The 18,060-nt window shown below is 47.7% G+C and carries 12 protein-coding genes and 1 tRNA gene; 10 read left to right on the forward strand and 3 right to left on the reverse strand.

Going from position 1 to position 18,060, the window contains the following annotated elements; all coding sequences use genetic code 11:
• Window positions 1–206: 206 nt before the first annotated feature.
• Entirely contained in the window at window positions 207–695 is a 489-nt protein-coding gene (locus PHF32_04105) for a hypothetical protein (protein MDD4559911.1), read from the reverse strand.
• A 376-nt stretch (window positions 696–1,071) separates the two neighbouring features.
• A tRNA-Phe gene (locus PHF32_04110) sits at window positions 1,072–1,147 on the reverse strand.
• Between the two features lie 647 nt (window positions 1,148–1,794).
• Here PHF32_04110 and PHF32_04115 point away from each other — a divergent pair.
• Window positions 1,795–4,245 (forward strand): TIGR03960 family B12-binding radical SAM protein, encoded by a 2,451-nt coding sequence (locus tag PHF32_04115; protein ID MDD4559912.1) that lies wholly within the window; start codon window positions 1,795–1,797, stop codon window positions 4,243–4,245.
• Window positions 4,242–5,402 carry a DUF4147 domain-containing protein gene (locus tag PHF32_04120; GenBank protein MDD4559913.1) on the forward strand — a complete coding sequence of 387 codons (1,161 nt, stop codon included), beginning with the start codon at window positions 4,242–4,244 and terminating at the stop codon, window positions 5,400–5,402. The genes PHF32_04115 and PHF32_04120 overlap by 4 nt, the downstream gene beginning before the upstream one ends.
• Before the next feature lie 160 nt (window positions 5,403–5,562).
• On the opposite strand, the gene PHF32_04125 is transcribed toward PHF32_04120, so the two are convergent.
• Window positions 5,563–5,751 (reverse strand): hypothetical protein, encoded by a 189-nt coding sequence (locus PHF32_04125; GenBank protein MDD4559914.1) that lies wholly within the window; start codon window positions 5,749–5,751, stop codon window positions 5,563–5,565.
• 64 nt (window positions 5,752–5,815) lie between these two features.
• On the opposite strand from PHF32_04125, the gene PHF32_04130 reads away from it, so the two are divergent.
• Genes PHF32_04130 through PHF32_04165 form a run of 8 tightly spaced genes read left to right on the forward strand, consistent with a single transcriptional unit; the run spans window position 5,816 to window position 18,058 of the window.
• On the forward strand, window positions 5,816–7,015 hold the full coding sequence (locus tag PHF32_04130) for an acetyl-CoA C-acetyltransferase (protein MDD4559915.1): 1,200 nt from the start codon (window positions 5,816–5,818) through the stop codon (window positions 7,013–7,015).
• 1 nt (window position 7,016) lies between these two features.
• On the forward strand, window positions 7,017–8,261 hold the full coding sequence (locus PHF32_04135) for an aminotransferase class III-fold pyridoxal phosphate-dependent enzyme (protein ID MDD4559916.1): 1,245 nt from the start codon (window positions 7,017–7,019) through the stop codon (window positions 8,259–8,261).
• An 11-nt stretch (window positions 8,262–8,272) separates the two neighbouring features.
• The gene (locus PHF32_04140) at window positions 8,273–9,865 is read left to right on the forward strand and encodes a CTP synthase (protein MDD4559917.1); all 1,593 of its coding nucleotides are present in this window, start codon (window positions 8,273–8,275) and stop codon (window positions 9,863–9,865) included.
• On the forward strand, window positions 9,866–11,041 hold the full coding sequence (locus PHF32_04145) for an aspartate kinase (protein MDD4559918.1): 1,176 nt from the start codon (window positions 9,866–9,868) through the stop codon (window positions 11,039–11,041).
• Complete coding sequence (metG, locus tag PHF32_04150) at window positions 11,038–13,047, forward strand: methionine--tRNA ligase (GenBank protein ID MDD4559919.1); 2,010 nt, start codon at window positions 11,038–11,040, stop codon at window positions 13,045–13,047. Before PHF32_04145 ends, metG begins: the two co-directional genes overlap by 4 nt.
• On the forward strand, window positions 13,047–14,504 hold the full coding sequence (locus tag PHF32_04155; protein MDD4559920.1) for a SpoIID/LytB domain-containing protein: 1,458 nt from the start codon (window positions 13,047–13,049) through the stop codon (window positions 14,502–14,504). The genes metG and PHF32_04155 overlap by 1 nt, the downstream gene beginning before the upstream one ends.
• Entirely contained in the window at window positions 14,497–15,390 is an 894-nt protein-coding gene (locus tag PHF32_04160) for an Hsp33 family molecular chaperone HslO (GenBank protein MDD4559921.1), read from the forward strand. The genes PHF32_04155 and PHF32_04160 overlap by 8 nt, the downstream gene beginning before the upstream one ends.
• The gene (locus PHF32_04165) at window positions 15,380–18,058 is read left to right on the forward strand and encodes a CRTAC1 family protein (GenBank protein MDD4559922.1); all 2,679 of its coding nucleotides are present in this window, start codon (window positions 15,380–15,382) and stop codon (window positions 18,056–18,058) included. The genes PHF32_04160 and PHF32_04165 overlap by 11 nt, the downstream gene beginning before the upstream one ends.
• Window positions 18,059–18,060 lie beyond the last annotated feature (2 nt).

An 18,060-nucleotide genomic window follows, 5' to 3' on the forward strand; every position in this document is an offset into this window, starting at 1 on the left:
ACTGCTTCTTGCTTCAGACCTTGCCGTTGCCAAGAGCGCCCTTGATCTCATGTTGACTTCCCGCTGGTGAGGTGTCAGGACTTCTTTCAGTCCATCGGCGCAGAAAGCATTCTGGGCAAACTAAAAAGCAAGAGCCTTACGGCTCTTGCTTTTTATCCATACGGATACTATTCTCTTGATAATGTTGAGTTAGATAATTATTCTACCTACTCATCTGAAGCCACGGCCTCATCTGAAGCCTCGGCTGTGATTTCACAAGCTGGGAATGTTATAGTAGTAACTATCTTAGGACTTTTGCCATCTCTTTCTTCTGTGCCTATGCCAGTTATTCCTACAGTCTCATCTGCACCTGCTGTTGCACTAGGAGTTACGGATGTAATAGTGTAGATTCCATTGTCATTTTTGATACCATATTCATCTGCATCCCAGTCTGCTCCTGCAGATCCCGCCATAAATCCAATGAAACCAGCCACATCCGCTGCATCAAGACCGGTCAGATCGCCACCAGCACCACCTTGTGATTTTGGGGTTTTGTAAAATTGCACAATTTGTGAAGCAAAGCTTTGAGCATCTGCTGCAATAGCTGATTTGTTGGCACTGTAGGCCTGGCTGTTGAACATCTGGATACCAACCGCGATGGCGGCACCAACGATGATTACACTAAGTACGATTAAAAGAATTTGTTGAGTTCCCATGTGTATTCTCCTTTTTTTGGGGGTTTACTCTTATATGTTTTGTGCCTAAGGCACAGCTATGTACAATGCAAGAGTCGTGCCAATTCTCTGATTTGGCTTCAATACTTACTCTCCTGTTGTGTATTTCATTGTATTATTATCACTTACGGCATGCGCTGGAGACTCGAAGGGGAGGATTTTGCATAGCTTTCATTGTGAGGATTGTTTCTTTTACGATACACTCATTAATTGCCTTCTGTCTCCCATAGGGGACATTTTAATCAGATTACTTGTGTCACATGATATCGCTGAATTGATGAATTCAATAACATCCATGAAATCCTTCGGAGTATGGAGTACATACCATAAGTAAATCACATCTATGCGGATACACAAATGGTGGCGAGACCCAGAATTGAACTGGGGACACAAGGCTTTTCAGGCCTCTGCTCTACCGGCTGAGCTATCTCGCCACACAGTAGTGAGCATCACAACTAGGGGGTCTTTTTTTGTCAAGCACAAAGTTCGTTTTGATGGCTAGTTTTGACGTTTTCACGTTTTGTCGTTGTGACAAATCCAACAGCAGCACTGCAGCTTTCGTTTGGTCTCACGCAGATCACGCAGATTTAAACAGAAAAAAGTACAGATTCGACAGAGATTTGTAGCGGTGCTCGCTTTGCGCCCTCAAACTGCAGAACCGCAGCACTTTAGAACTAATCAACAAAGAACTAAGAACTAATGAACTAAGAACAAAGAACTAAGAACTCCTTCTCCTCCAAGTCGTGCCGAAGTAGATATCATCGGTTAATTATCGGGTGTTCACTCGATGATAACGGGATTATATCTGCTTTAGCACGGGACAACTCTCTGAAGAAGAGGAGGCAATGTGCAAAACTAAGCCCAGACCTATCTGCGACAATCAGGATGTAGTAAAAGACGCCCACCACCTGTAATGAAAAATCGCAACCAATCTACCTGATTCGATTGCCCGGTACATTCCACGATCAATAATTCTAAGGATCAAGGAAAATGATCTGCAGAAAAAGCCCCACAGAGAAAAGACTTGACCAAATCCATCTCTTATTCTAACCTTGAATCTATGAATAACTCAGGAAACAGCATGATCAACATCGAACACTTATTAGCTCTGGTAGAAAAGCCTTCCCGTTATATCGATCACGAGATCAATTCTTGCCGCAAAAGCTTTGCAGACCACTCTGTGCGCATGCTTTTTGCATTTCCGGAACTCTATGAACTGGGTGTATCGCATCTGGGACTAAAAATTTTATACAGCATTGTTAACCGCTTACCTTATGCAATGGCAGATCGGCTCTATCTGCCTCAACGCGATCTCTTGGCGCTTCTGAAGCAAGAGCAGCTCCCCCTGTTCGGTCTGGAAAGCCGCAGAGCCGCTCATGAATTTGACCTGCTGGGTATCACACTGCAAAGTGAGCTAACCTTTAGTAACGTGCTGGAACTGATCGCTTCTTCACAAATCCCCATTTTTAATCTGGATCGCAGCCAGGAGCATCCGATTGTGATGGCGGGCGGGCCTTGCGCTACCAATCCCTTGCCCCTCGCACCCTTCATCGACGTGTTTTTTTTTGGTGAAGCTGAGGAAGGCATCGTGGAGATAGCGGAAATCCTACGGGACAATGCTTCCCGCGCGGAGCGTTTACAGCACTTGGCCACTTTGAAAAGCTGCTGGGTTCCCCAATACAACAGTGATTCACCCTGGGACATCAGAATCCCCACGGAAGCCATCCCCAGCCGGAAGTATGCTGATTTCTCGAAGGGTAAGGATCTGCACAGCCCGCAATTACTCAGCTGGCAATTGGCCACACACAACCGTTATGTATCTGAGATCATGCGCGGCTGTTCCCGCGGTTGCCGCTTTTGTCATGCCGGATTCTTCTACCGTCCCGTACGTGAGCGTGATCCCCGGCAAATTCTGGATGAATTGCTCAAAGAAGTTCATACTGACGGTTGGGATGAAGCGGGATTGATCTCGCTTTCCAGCAGCGATTACACTTGCATCCGGGAATTGCTGTTTGCCCTGCTGAACGCCGTAAATACAGATAAGACGCATATAGCGTTGCCATCTTTGCGCGTAGATAGTTTGGATACTCGTTTGGTTAGCCTGATGCAATCCTTGGGACGCGAAGGACTTACCATCGCCCCGGAAGCCGGTTCGCAACGCTTGCGCGATGTGATCAATAAAAACCTCAGCGAAGCAGAAATCCTGCAGGGGCTGGAGATCGCCAAAAGCTTGGGCTGGCAAAAGATAAAGCTGTATTTTATGATTGGTTTGCCCACCGAGACCGATGAAGACATCCTGGCAATTGAAGAGCTTATCCACACAATTAACTTACGCGCAAACAAGCGCATGAACATCAGCGTGACTCTGTCCCCCTTTACACCAAAGCCTTTCACACCGTTCCAGTGGACAGCAATGACCCCCGGTGAGACACTGCTGAAGCGCGCTCAATATCTGAAAACCGCATTCAGTAAAAACCGCAATATCAAATTGAAGTATCACACCATCGAAAATTCCGTGTTGGAAGCCTGCCTTACCCGCGGCGATCTGCGCATGGCAAAGGTATTATATAGCGCTTGGGAGAATGGCGCACTCTTTGACGGTTGGAACGAATCCTGGGATTGGCAGAGGTGGCAGAATGCCTTTGCCCAGCACGACTTGCGATCCGAAGATTTTACTGCGGCAAGGGATCCGAATGCCCCCTTACCATGGGACTTTGTGGACATCGGAGTATGCAAGAAGTTTCTATACAACGAATACGAGAAAGCGCTAAAGGCAGAATTAAGCCCGGATTGCAGGGAATTCTGCGCTATGTGCGGGGTATGCAACGACGAAGTATGCACTCAGAAAGCCAGTGTATCAGAGAGCTTGGAGCTTCCATCAGCCACTCCCCCACGCCCTCAGTACAATCCCCAAATCCAATACCGCTATCGGGTCTTCTATCGCAAAACCGGACTCTTACGCTTTATCTCTCACTTGGATTGGATGCGGATGCTCTTTCGCCGCATCGCCGTATTGGAGCTTCCCACAGTATTTACCATGGGCTTTTCGCCACACCCGAAGGTAAGCCTGTCGCCACCTCTGCCCGTGGGCGTGGAAAGCGTGGCAGAGTACTTTGACATCTCCTTTTACTGCCCTTTCAGCCCGGAAGATATCCTAAGGGAATTCTGTCGCAGCCGTATTCCGGAGTTCATAGTTACCGGCTGTGAAGTCATAAGCGGTAAGGCCGCTCTGCCAAGCACCGAATATGTCCGCATCGAACTGGATGAGACTTTACTGAAGGAATTGAATCCGCAATTGCAGAGCTTTGCCAAGGCAAGCAGCATGATTTTTACTAAAAGTAGTGAAACGCACAGCAAAACCTACGATCTAAAAAAGATTTTACACTCCCTGGAGTTGTGCCCGGAAGGCTTGAGAATCCATAAAAGCCTGCAAAGCCCGTCTTTGTACGATCTCCTTTCAGCAGTGTTGGGACTGGATAAAGCGCAGCTTTTCCGCTATCGAGTGGTGAGGGAAGCCTTTGGCTATCTATGAACAAGCAGCTTGAGGCGGAGAGGGATGAAATGAGCGAGGAGATTCTGACTAATTTCAAGAGAGCACTTTCAAGCTTTTGCCGTTATCCCCGGCTTGCTGCTGCCATACGTGAGCGTTATCCCAATAAGCCTCCGCATATTCTGGCTATCGGTAAAGCCGCCTGGCAAATGGGGAAAGTAGCATGTTCCGCTCTGAAACCCAAAGTTCCACTCAGCTGCGTAGTTTTGTGCAAATATGGCTTTTATCCTACTGAAAGTGATAGAAATTATCAACCTCAGATATTGGAAGCTGCACATCCTGTTCCGGATGAAAATTCGATCCTTCACAGCCGTAGAATAATGGAATGGATCAAAAGCATCCCCAGCGATGAAGAGCTGTGCGTATTACTCTCTGGGGGCAGTTCCGCACTGTTTGAAATACCCGCTTCGGGCTATGATCTGGCTGCAATTCGTGCCCGGCATTCCCTGTTGCTCAAAAGCGGACTGGACATAGCGCAGATCAATGCCGGGCGAAAAGAGTGTTCCGCCGTCAAGGGAGGCAAAGCAGCGAAGTTCTTCAGCGGTAAAAGCTTGGAAGTGTATCTTTTGAGCGATGTACCAGAGAACGACCCCAGTATCATCGGCAGCGGACCTTTCTACCGGCCGGAGATATCCAATCACCATATCATTGGCGACAATCAGGCTTTTCTAAAGCAATTGGCAAAGCATTTTCGCCGCGAAAGGCCGAATCTTCCCGTCAGAGTATCTCCGGTATTTATTAAGGATGAAGTTGAGGTATTTGCCCGAGGATTGGCACGCTATTGTGAGCACGCCGCACCGGGAATCTACATTTTTGGGGGAGAATGCACTTTGAAGGTGAAAGGACTGGGTAAGGGAGGTAGATTGAGCCATTTGGCGCTAAGCTTCCTGCGGGATATGCCTGACTGTAGAAATGCCTGGCTCTGCGCTTTTGCAACAGATGGCAATGATAATCTGGCAGACTCGGCCGGAGCTTTGGTAACTAATGAGATGCGGGATAGAATATGTTTTCCTGGTGGAATGGATACTGCTCTTAAAGATTTTGATTCCTTTTCTTGCCTGCAGAGTGTGGGAGGCATAATCCCTGCCTTTTATAGCGGATGCAATGTGAATGATGTGATGGTGTTGAGGAAGAGATGAACGGTGCTTCGTACCTGTTGAATGCTCGCTTTGCTCCCTGTTGCATGACCTTCGGTCTGTTGAAGGCTCGCCGCGCTCGCGGAGGAGTTTGTAGTTCATTAGTTCTTAGTTAGTTAGTGCTGCAGTGCTGCGGATCTGCAATTGGCGGCGCTAAAGCGAGCTACGCTATTAATCTCTGTCGAATCTGCACTTTTTCTGCGTAAATCTGCGTGATCTGCGTGAAACCAAACGAAAGCTGCAGTGCTGCTGTTGGATTCGCCACAACGCTAAAACTCCACAACGCCAAAACCTCAAAAACGCTAAATTGCATAAGCATGAATATCCAGCTTACAAGGAATAACTTTGGCATTGACTAAAATCCCCCCTTTGTATAAATGGCTTACAATGGAAAAAATAAAACATCTGGAGGAAAGATGAAAAAAGCCGTGGTAGTTAGCGCAAAACGCAGCGCTGTCGGAAATTTCGGTGGAGTGTTCAAGGATGTCTCCGCAGTAGAGTTGGGAGTTCACACTCTGAAAGCGATTTTAGCAGAAACCAAGCTACAACCCGAGATGATCGATGAAGTGATCGTAGGAAACGTCTGTGGTGCGGGTCTTGGTCAAAACGTTGCCAGACAGATCAGCATCCATGCAGGAATCCCGGATTATGTACCCGCTTATACTGTAAACAAAGTATGTGGCAGCGGAATGAAGGCAATCAGCCTGGCAGCATTGATGATCAGCGCTGGTGAAGCGGAGATTGTAATTGCCGGTGGCGCGGAAAACATGAGCCAGATTCCATACATCCTCAAGGATGCCCGTTGGGGTGCCCGCATGGGTGATAAGAGCATGGTGGACATGATGATCCGTGACGGTCTTTCCGATATTTTCAACGATTATCACATGGGCATGACTGCCGAGAATTTGGCAGAAAAATGGGGTTTGACCCGGGAAGAGCAGGACGAGTTTTCGACTATTTCCCAGAACAGAACTGAAGCCGCTCAGAAGAACGGCAGATTCAACGATGAGATTGTGCCCATCGCTATCCCTCAACGTAAAGGCGATCCCATCATCATCGACAAAGACGAAATGCCCCGTGCCGGAGTAACCAAAGAAAGCCTGGCAAAACTGCGCCCCGCCTTCAAGAAAGATGGTACCGTTACCGCAGCCAGCAGCAGCGGCATCAACGACGGCGCAGCTTTGGTCTTGATCATGAGTGAAGATAAAGCCAAGGAACTGGGCTTTACCCCCATGGCTTATTTCGTGGATAGCGCTTCTGCCGGAGTGGATCCCGCAATAATGGGATATGGACCTGTTCCCGCCATCAAGAAAGTGCTGCAGAAAACCGGCTGGTCTTTGGGAGACATCGAACTGGTAGAATTGAACGAAGCTTTTGCCGCACAATCCCTTTCCGTGATCAAAGGCCTGGAAAAAGAAGGTGTGGGCAAGGTCAATACCGATATTGTAAACGTGAATGGCGGTGCCATAGCCATCGGTCATCCAATTGGCTGCAGCGGTGCCCGCATCATTGTAACCTTACTGCACGAAATGAAGAAAAGACAGAACAAGAAAGGTCTCGCATCGCTTTGCATAGGCGGCGGGATGGGCATTGCAAGCCTGTGGGAGATGAAATAACATGGCAGATAAATTGAACTTAAGTAAAAGCATGGCAATGTATGAGGAAGCACAGACGCTGGTTCCGGGTGCTGTTGCCGGCATTCGCAGACCCTACAACTTTGTTCAGGGCGAGTATCCAATCTACTTTGACAGCGGAAACGGCGGCAGAGTAACGGACGTAGACGGAAATGAGTACATTGACTATCTATGTGCCTATGGCCCCATCATCATCGGCTACCGTGAAGCGGAAATTGATCATGCCGTACAAAAACAAGTGAACGACAAAGGATTTTGCTTTTCGCTGACCCAACCTCAACAGAGCGAATTGGTACGCAAGCTGCAAAAGGTTATTCCATCTTGTGAGATGGCAGCATTGGTGAAGACCGGTAGTGACGCCACCACCATCGCCATTCGCGTAGCCAGAGCCTACACCGGCAAAACCAAGATCGCCCGTTGTGGTTATCACGGTTGGCACGATTGGTGCGTGGAGGTAAAGGGCGGTATCCCGGAAAAGCTATATGAAGACGTTTTGGAATTCCATTATAATGATCTTGATGGTCTGGAAGCTATCTTAAAAGCCAATAAAGACGACATGGCCGCCATCATCGTAACCCCCGTGGGGCACCCGATGGCAGCTCCGGTTCAGATGCCCAAACCCGGTTATCTGGAAGGTGTTCGCGCTTTGGCGGATAAATATAATGCGCTCTTGATCTTCGACGAAATCCGCAGCGGCTTCAGAGTATCCCTGGGCGGAGCGCAGGAGTATTTTGGCGTAACTCCGGATCTCTCCACCTTTGGAAAAGCCATGGCAAACGGTTATGCCATAGCAGCCCTGGTGGGGAAACGCGACCCCATGATGGTGTTGGCAGACAAAGTGTTTCTGTCCTCCACTTTCTTCCCAAATAGCGACAGCATCGTAGCTGCACTGAAGACCATCGAAATTTTGGAACGTGACAAAGTCTTGGACGTGATCAAAGCAAAAGGCGAAAAATTCGCTGCCGAAGTACAAAAAGTGATCGATGAATCCAGTATGCCGGTGGAATTCTCCGGAGCTCCGTGGATGCCCTTCATCACTTTCCCGAAAGACGAAAACGGCCTTTACAAAAAGCTGAGAACTGAATTCTATACTCAGTTGATACGGCGAAAAGTGTTCCTGCAACCATATCATCACGGTTACATCTGCTACCGTCATACGGAAGAAGATCTGGCCTACACGGTTGCCTCCATCAAAGAATCTCTGCACGAACTGAAGAGAATGATCTAGGGGAGGTCTTTGTGGCAAAATACATCTTCGTAATGGGAGGAGTGCTATCATCCTTGGGCAAAGGTATAGCCACTGCATCCATCGGATTGCTGCTAAAATCTATGGGCTATAAAGTGGTGTTACAAAAATTTGACCCCTACTTGAATGTTGACCCGGGTACTATGAGCCCCTTCCAGCATGGAGAAGTATTTGTGACCGACGACGGTGCCGAAACAGACCTTGATCTGGGACATTATGAACGCTTTGTGGATGAGGCACTTAGCTCTGCAAGCAGTTGCAGTGCCGGACAGATATATGAAAGCGTGATAATGAACGAGCGCAAGGGCACTTATCTGGGAAAAACCGTACAGGTTATCCCTCATGTAACTAACGAAATCAAACGCCGGATAACACGTTTATCCGAAGATAAAGACATCGTGATCACCGAGATCGGAGGCACAGTGGGCGACATCGAAAGCCTGCCTTTTTTGGAGGCTGTGCGTCAACTGCGCCTTGATCTCGGGGTTCATAATACCCTGAACATCCTGCTTACTTATGTGCCCTACATCAAGACTGCAGGAGAACTGAAAACCAAGCCTTCACAACATAGTGCTTACAAACTGCGTGAGATCGGTATCCAGCCGGATATCCTGCTTTGCCGTAGTGAAAAGACCTTTGACGATGAAATCTACTCCAAGATCGCACTCTTTACAAACGTTCCCAAAGAAAGTGTGATCAATGCTATCGACGTGAAATGCGTTTACGAGATACCGCTGATCTATCAGAAAGCGAACTTGCCGGCGATAATCTGCCGGCATTTCAATATGGAGAGCCCTGAAGTGGACTTAGAGGACTGGCAGCATTTCCTTACCAACCAGCAGAATAGCGAAGGTGAAGTAAACATAGCAGTTTGCGGAAAGTATGTGAAACACCACGATGCTTACAAAAGCGTTGTGGAAGCTCTGATGCATGCCGCGGCAAATCAGAGAAAGAAACTGAACATCAAATGGGTGGATTCCGAGCGGAACTTCAAGCCTACGGATTTGGATAATGAACTGAAGGATATTGACGGGATCCTGATTCCCGGTGGCTTTGGCATACGGGGTATCGAAGGAAAGATTAACATCGCCAATTTTGCCCGCACCCGAAACATCCCACTATTGGGCATCTGCCTGGGCATGCAAGTGATGGCAATTGAGTATGCCCGCAATGTGTGCAAACTCAGCGATGCCAATAGTACTGAATTTGATGAAATGAATCCCCATCCGGTCATCCATTTGATGGAAGATCAGCGCTACATCGATCTCGTGGGCGGCTCCATGCGCTTGGGCGCTTATAAATGCAAGATCAGCCCGGACAGCCTTGCTCATAGGGCTTATGGCAGTTTACTGATCAGTGAACGCCACCGTCATCGCTATGAGTTTAATAATGATTATCGGGAGATATTGAGCAGTGCCGGATTGAAGTTGAGCGGAGTATCCGAAGAGGATCTTTTGGTAGAAATTTTGGAGTATCCCGGCAATGATTTCTATCTCGGCGTACAGTTTCATCCGGAATTTAAAAGCCGCCCAAATCGCCCGCATCCTCTCTTCGTAGAACTGGTAAAAGCCTCAATAAAGGGATAAATGGCGATCATTGTTAAGAAATTTGGCGGCACCTCGGTGGGAAGTGTGGAACTGATCCGCTCTATTGCCAAAAAGCTGGCCAAATCTTATCATCGCGGCGATCAACTGGTGGTGGTGGTATCTGCCATGGCCAAAACAACCGACAATCTGTTCAGCCTGGCTTATGAGATCAGTACACATCCCAGCCGACGGGAAATGGATATGCTTCTTACTGCCGGTGAGCGCATTAGCATGTCCCTGCTTTCACTCTCGTTGTATGAAGAAGGCATCCCCTCGATCTCTTTTACTGGTTCACAGAGCGGGATTATTACAGACGATCATCATGGTAATGCCAAGATATTGAAAGTAAATGCATTTCGCATCCATGAAGAACTTGCTAAGGATAAAGTGGTGATTGTAGCTGGTTTTCAGGGTGTGAGCACCACCAAAGAGATAACTACTCTGGGAAGAGGCGGTTCCGATACCTCAGCGGTTGCTTTAGCCTGTTATTTGGGAGCGGATAAATGTGAGATATATACCGATGTGGCAGGAGTCTATAGTGCGGATCCCAGGATCGTACCCCAAGCCCGCTTTATTCCTGAAATCGGCTATCTGGATATGCTGGCCCTCAGTTACAACGGCTCCAAGGTCTTGCATCCTCGCGCGGTAGAATTTGCCTGCCGCTACAAAGTCCGTGTGGAAATAAAGAGTTCCTTCACTTTCGAGGCAGGAACCCTGATCAAACAAGAAGAAAACCCAAAGGATTCACAAATGGAAGAACGCATAGTAACCGCTATAGCACATAAAGACAACATCTTGCGCTACCGGATAGCAACAGATTCCGGAGTCTTGCAACTGCTGGAGAAATGGCACAACGAAATCTATAAGATCAATATGGTAGAGCAGGCTCTGGAATTGTATATCGAAGAGAAATACGAATCTGAAGTGGACTATATCTTGCAGGAGTCGAAGATTTCGATAACAGACAAGAGTCGGGACATCGGCTTTGTGATCCTGGTGGGGTTGGGTTTGGCAGCTGATCCTGCGTTTATAGCCAGAGTGCTGAAGCTGTGTGCCAATTCTCATCTGACCCGCATCTCACACAGTGAACGGAGTGTGGAATTGATGCTGCCTGCTCCTCAGGTGGCAAAGACAGTAGCCAGTTTACATCAGGAATTCTTTGGGGATAAGGTATGAAATACATTGTAACCAGCGCTCTACCTTATGCTAATGGCAAGCTTCATGTGGGGCATGTAGCCGGAGCATATCTCCCGGCTGATATATTTGTGCGTTATCTACGCCTGCAAAAGGAAGACGTGATCTACATCTGCGGTACAGATGAACACGGTACTCCGATCTCGATCTCGGCAGATAAAGAAGGTGTACCGGCCATTGACGTAGTCAAACGCTATCATGAAAGCATCAAAGAAGCTTTCGACGGCATCGGCATTGAGTTTGACAACTTCTCCGGAACAGCCCGTGAGGAGCATTATCAGTTATCACAGGAGTTCTTTAGCGATCTGTATAAAAAGGGACACATACAGCCAAAAACAACTTTGCAGTTTTACTGCGAACACGATAAACGCTATCTGCCCGATCGCTATGTAGAGGGAATCTGCCCGGTCTGTGGCGCTGAAGCCGCACGGGGTGACCAATGTGACAAATGTGGACAGACCTATGAAACTACTTCGCTGAAGAGTCCACACTGCAAGATATGCGGAAATAAGCCGATAATCCGGGAAACCAAGCATTGGTTCTTTCATCTGGCACACTTTACAGATCAACTGAAAGAGTGGATATCCCACAAAAGCTACTGGAAAGAGAACGTACGCAACTTCATGCTGAACCTCTTGGAGCAAGGCTTGATCGAGCGTTCGATAACACGGGACCTCAGCTGGGGAGTACCTGTGCCACTGCCCGAAGCAGAAGGCAAAGTGCTGTATGTATGGTTCGATGCGCCAATTGGCTACATTTCCTCCACTGTGGAATGGGCAAAACGAATCGGCCAGCCGGAGCGCTGGAAAGACTATTGGTTGGACAAAGATACGCAGTTGATCCACTTCATCGGCAAAGACAATATCATCTTCCATGCCTTGATCTGGCCTGCCATGCTGATGGGTCAGGATCTTCAGTATTGTCTCCCTCACGACATTCCCGCCAATGAATTTATGAATCTGGAGGGGGATAAGATCTCTACATCTCGCAACTGGGCGATCTGGGTGGATGAATTCGTGCACGATTTTAATGGCGAATATCTGCGTTACTATCTGGCTACAAACGCTCCCGAGCGGCAAGATACAGATTTTAGTTTCAAAGATTTCCAAATGAAGATAAACGGCGAATTGAACAATGTATTGGGAAATCTCGCCAATCGCGTGTTTGCCTTTGCACAAAAACATTTTGAGGGTATCATCTCTCCCATCGAAGGCGATGAAGAGTGTAGCGCGATCATCAGCGAAGCCGATAGAAACTTGGCAGATATCAGCGCTTCCTATCGGGATTATCAGGTAAAACGCAATACCAGGGCAATCATGGATATAGCGCGTATGGGCAATCGTTTCTTTGACGAACGCAAACCCTGGGTGGCAATCAAAGAAGACCACAAACACGTGCAACAAACGCTGTGGGTATGCGCTGAATTGTTGCACAAAATCAGCATCGCCCTTTCCCCCATTTTACCCAAGCATATGCTGAAGCTTCGGGAAATGATGTCTTTACCACCCATCCAAAACTGGGAAGATGCATTTGTATGCTCGCAGATTACTTTACGAGACGTCTCTCCCCTATTTATCAAGATCGAAGATGCCGCCATTGAAGCAGCATTAGCCAAATTACACAAGAGTACCATAGTATCCCCAAAAACAGAGTATCTTCCTGTGAAACCAGAGATCACCTACGATCAGTTCAGTGCCATGGACCTGCGTTTAGCCATAGTATTGGAAGCATCCCCCGTACCCAAGACCGATAAACTATTGAGACTAAAAGTGGATCTTGGGTTTGAAACCAGAGAGTTGGTTGCAGGTATCGCAGAATCTTACAAAGCAGAGGATATCCTTGGCAAAACCGTGGTAATGCTGGTGAATCTGCAAGCCCGCAAGATCAGGGGCATAGTATCCAACGGCATGATTCTTGCTGCTCACGATGAATCGGGCTTGCACGTAGTCTTGCCGGATGGAGGATACCCCGGTTCCCCGGTACAATAATGCGCAAGTTTCCGGTCTTCCTGCTATTTGGTATTTCTCTGCTCTTCGGGGCTGAAATCCGGAATGGCATGTTGTATCTGGAAATCAATCTCGCCAGCGCACAGCACTTGCAACTGGATGCTGGCCATTTGGTGCTAAGCGATAAAGATCAACTTTTTACGCAAGACTTTAGCGGGAAAATCCTGATAGATGTGGTTTCCCCTGAACAGGACAACCAATATGGGATCATCGAGCATGTAGGAACTGCTGCCGATATCTACGATAATGATGCCGTTATAAACAGCTATTTTGTGTGGGAAGATGACCAATTGTTGTTAAAACATGAATACTGGTTTTTCTTACCCGATAGCTTCAAAGACCTGGAAGCCGCCCAATCCTACGCAGCCAGCATGAACTATCCACTCAGCCGGGTCCAGTCCATTCCGATTGTAAACTCCACATTGAGGATCGTAGGGCAAGACGGTAAAGAGTCTTATTTTGAAAGCCCGCTGAACATTCAGTCTTCAAAAGAAATGTGGCTTAACGGTCTCCCTTATGAAGGCGAGTTTGTACTAAAAATCAGAAGCGGCAAGCTGGTATTGAATCAGATCCTGCCCATAGAAGAATATATTGCTGGAGTAATCCCAAACGAGATAGGCTCCAATAGTCCTCTGGAAGCCCTGAAGGCTCAGGCTGTTGCAGCCCGTACTCACGCTGTAAGCTTGCTGCTCAATAACCGCCATTCAGCTGATGGTTACGATCTTTGCAATACTACTCATTGTCAGGTTTACAAAGGCAAGCACCTCCGCAACGAGATAATAGAGGAAGCTGTAGTACAAAGCGCAGGAGAGATCATTGTATCCGATCAACATATAGCCGATGCCACTTATCACAGTAGCTGCGGAGGGAAGACGGATTCTTCCCAGGATATCTGGAAAGGCGCCTACATCCCTCATTTAGGTGGATCGACCTGCATTCCCGCAGCCGAAGAGCTCGATCTATCCCAAGAGCGTGACCTAACTGCATGGATAAGTAGCAAAGTAGACAGCTCCGGGATGAGCTCCTGGGAAGTATCCTCTATGGTTTGGCAGCGCAGCATTAGCAAAGCAAAAGTGGCCGCAAACACTGGCTTGGACAGCATAAAGAGTATCGAAATACTCAATCGCGGGCACTCCGGCAGAATCTTGAAGCTGCGCATTACCGGAGATCGCAGTATAGTTCTGGACGGAGAGTACAAGATCAGGCAAGCCTTTGGTATGTTGCCATCTTCGATGTTTGTGTTCAAAGGAGCAGCAGGAAGTAAAGCTTATTACCCCGGAAACAGCATTACCATAATGGGTAGAGGTTCCGGACATGGAGTAGGTATGTGTCAAGTGGGCGCTCTGCGCAAAGCTCGCAAGGGAGAAGATTACACCAGTATCTTACAATGCTACTATCCCGGCACAGAAATCAAGAATATCCGGATGGAAGATGACTGAACCTGAAGGCCGCTTACTATGCGGAAGCATTGCCGCCGACCAGTTTCGCTTGTTTGCTACCAATACTACATCCATCGTTCAAAAGGCACGGGATTTTCACGATTTGTATCCCCTGTCCGCTATCATGATGGGGCGCCTGATCACGGCAGTAGCGTTGATGAGCGGAGATTTGAAAGCTCCCAGCTCTGAGATCGCATTGCGGATAGACGCAGAAGGCCCCTTGAAAGGAGCGATCGCACTTATCAACAAAGAAGGCGACATCAAAGCCTATGCTTTTGAACCGCATTTGTGGTTCCAGGAGTCCGAGGCCAACCTACAAGTGGGAAAACACTTGATACCCGGTACTTTGAGTGTGATCCGTCAGAGTGGGCTCAAAGCGCCTTATACCGGACAGGTACGGTTGCTGGATGGTGAAATTGCCTCTGATGTAGCCGCTTATTATCAGCAAAGTGAACAGACCGCAACAGCGGTGAACTTGGGTGTGTTGATCGATCCCAGTGCTGCTATTCGCTCTGCGGGAGGAGTACTGATCCAGCAACTTCCCAATGCCGATCCAGCTCTGGCAGAACTCATCAGTTCAAACCTGCTACAAACACCAAATTTGTCGGATTTGATGGACATGGGCTTATCGATAGAAGAAATCTTGGATAGGTTCATACTGAAAGGTTTGCCCTGGAAAATCAATAAAGAAATGATGCTGAGATACCATTGCGATTGCAGCCGTGAAAGATTTGCCCGCGCTTTAATGCTCTTGGGCCAAAAGGAACTGATGAGCCTGCGTGACGGCATCGCTCCGGTTTGTCATTATTGTAACAAGACTTATGAATTTAGCGCCACAGACATTGATAACCTTATAAAAGCTTTGGATAAACATGATGAAACATAATGGACTAATCTGCATACTCTGCATAGCATTACTTTTCAGCCCGCTCTGGGCGGGTGTGGATGGCGATGACCTGCGTTTCCTTTTGGATAAGGAACAATTTCAACTAATCCGCAAATATGAGGATGACTTTTTACAACTAAAGTATTCCCAAAACCGTGAAGACAGGCAAAACCTCCTGGAATATGCTCAACGGATTAAGAACCTGTCTCTTGCCTCTGAAATGCACTACCTTTTGGCACGGGATTTTGCTTCCCTGGAAGATGCTCTGCAATGGCTGCTACTGCAAAGCGTGGAACCGGACAGCAGCAGCACCCTGATCCGTACAGTAGTATTGAGCAACAGCTTCACCAACCGGGCGGATTCCCTGGTCTTTGCCCATTATACCACGGAGAATCAAGACGATGACATTTTGGAGTTGATCAAAAGTTTACCGGAATACAACGGTATCATAGAAGCCAGCGCCAAGAGTGTGATGGATGAGTTATCGACCCAAGTGAGCAGTTACGATGCCCTGGAACTGATTGCATCCTTCAAAGAGAGCTATCCACATTCCATCTGGCACCAAGCCGCATATTATTACGAACTATATCATTTGGCTCAATTGAAGGACTGGGATGCTATGTTAAAGTGCATGGACGATAATCGGTTCCGCTCTGCAGCTCATGCCTACATCAGCAGCCTCTACATCCTGGGGCCGTCCTTTCGCAGAGAAATGAAGGATAAAAAAGAAAACAAAGAACTCTTGCAATATGCCACGCAATGCCTGCATTATGCCCTCAACAGCGACAAAGCAAATATCCTCTTTGATGAATACGATACCAAAGAATGGGAACACAGGGTAAAGCTGCAGATAGCTAAGGCAAACTACTACACACAGATATCTTCAAAAGGCTTTTACGGCGATGAAGAGGAGCTATGCGGCATCTTTCGGAAACCCTCAAGATTGCAGCGCCGAGAGCTGGATTTTCTGGATCACATCAGCTTTACCCACAACGACCGGGGTGAACTGGCAGAATTGCACTTCTGGCGCGGCAGATACCTCAGTTTATTCTCTGGTAGCAAGTATCCGCAAAAAGCCATGCGGGAATTTGGTAAATGTCTGATAATGGGCTCTCCCAGGAACCAATATGATGTAGAGGCAAGTGACGCTATCGCCAATATATTGGCGCGCAAAAAGATAAATAACGATCCCATCAGCTATCTGCGCGATCTGTTCGGCTATAAAGGCATCGTCTTTGAAGATAGTCACGCCATGGATGCAAAACGCTATACCAGAGCAGCTCTGGCCGATTATGATAACGATGGTTTGATCGATATTTTGTTCAATGGTAAGTATATCTATAGAAACCTGGGTGATTTCGCCTTCGAAGCCCACCCGGATAGCCTTGTGTATCAGAGTCTGAAAAGCAGCGGAGGTGTCTGGGCGGATTTTAACCTGGACGGCGCGCTGGACTTTGTAAGCATATCCCACTCCCTGGAAGGAGACGGCGATGCCCTGATGAAACAAAATCCCGATAAAGACTTTATAAAGGTAAATGCCAAAGCCGGCGATATAGATGACAAGATGCCTTCCGAAGGAGCCGCTTTCGTAGACATTGATGGCAGCGGATATCCATCGCTATATGTGGCGAATTATGAGGTATGGCAAAGCCGTAGCGGTTATCCGGACTCCTTCTGGAGGAATAATAATGGCTATTTTGAAGATCACAGCAACAAAAGCGGTATCCTGCTTCCAGCTTATACCGACAATCCTGGACTTGCCGGCAGAGGAGTAGCACCAGCAGATTTTGATAACGATGGCCACCAGGAAATCTATGTCTCAAACTACCGATTGAACCGCAATTTCCTTTTTGAACAGGCAGACACATTGTTCGTAGATGTAGCAGCGTTGTATGGTGTTTCTGGCAAATACAAAAACGGCTATTATGGACACAGCATCGGTGCGGATTGGGGCGATTTTGACAACGATGGTGATCTGGATCTCATCGTGGCAAATCTGGCGCATCCCAGATTCATCAATATTTCAGATAAAACGATGCTGTATCGCAATGACGGCCTCTGTTCCCGAGCAATAGAAGCCGATACTTTATACTATTGGCAGTTCAGCGATGTCACAGCCGAAAGCGGTATCAAATACGATGAACTGCATGCCGAACCCTTATTCTTCGATGCCGATAACGACGGTTATCTGGATATCTATATCACCTCCGTTTACGAAAACGACCGAAGCTACTTGTATCACAACAATCAAGACGGCACTTTCACTGACATCACATATTTAAGCGGGAGCAGAGTGTACAACGGCTGGTCTTGTGCAACCGCAGATATAAACCGTGACGGCCTTACGGATCTGGTGATCGGGAGCGGAAACGGCACCAAGATATTGAGCAATGTGACACTGAATAGCAACAAAGCACTCTACCTGAAACCGGTTCATAAAGACGGCGGAATCGAATTGATCGAGGTGAATAAGGACACCCCCATCCATCCCAACAGCCCGGCATTTGGTTGTCGCGTTGTGCTTACATATCTGGATAAAAAGGGTAAAGAACATAGTTTAATCCGCGAATTGAGCTCGGCAAAAGGCTCCACCACTCAGAACAGCCCCGAGCTACATTTCGGTATCGGACAAAACAAAGTGAAGGCATACGAAATCTGGAGGCCTTAGCC

Source organism: Candidatus Cloacimonadota bacterium, from assembly GCA_028706475.1.
Taxonomy (GTDB): domain Bacteria; phylum Cloacimonadota; class Cloacimonadia; order Cloacimonadales; family Cloacimonadaceae; genus UBA5456.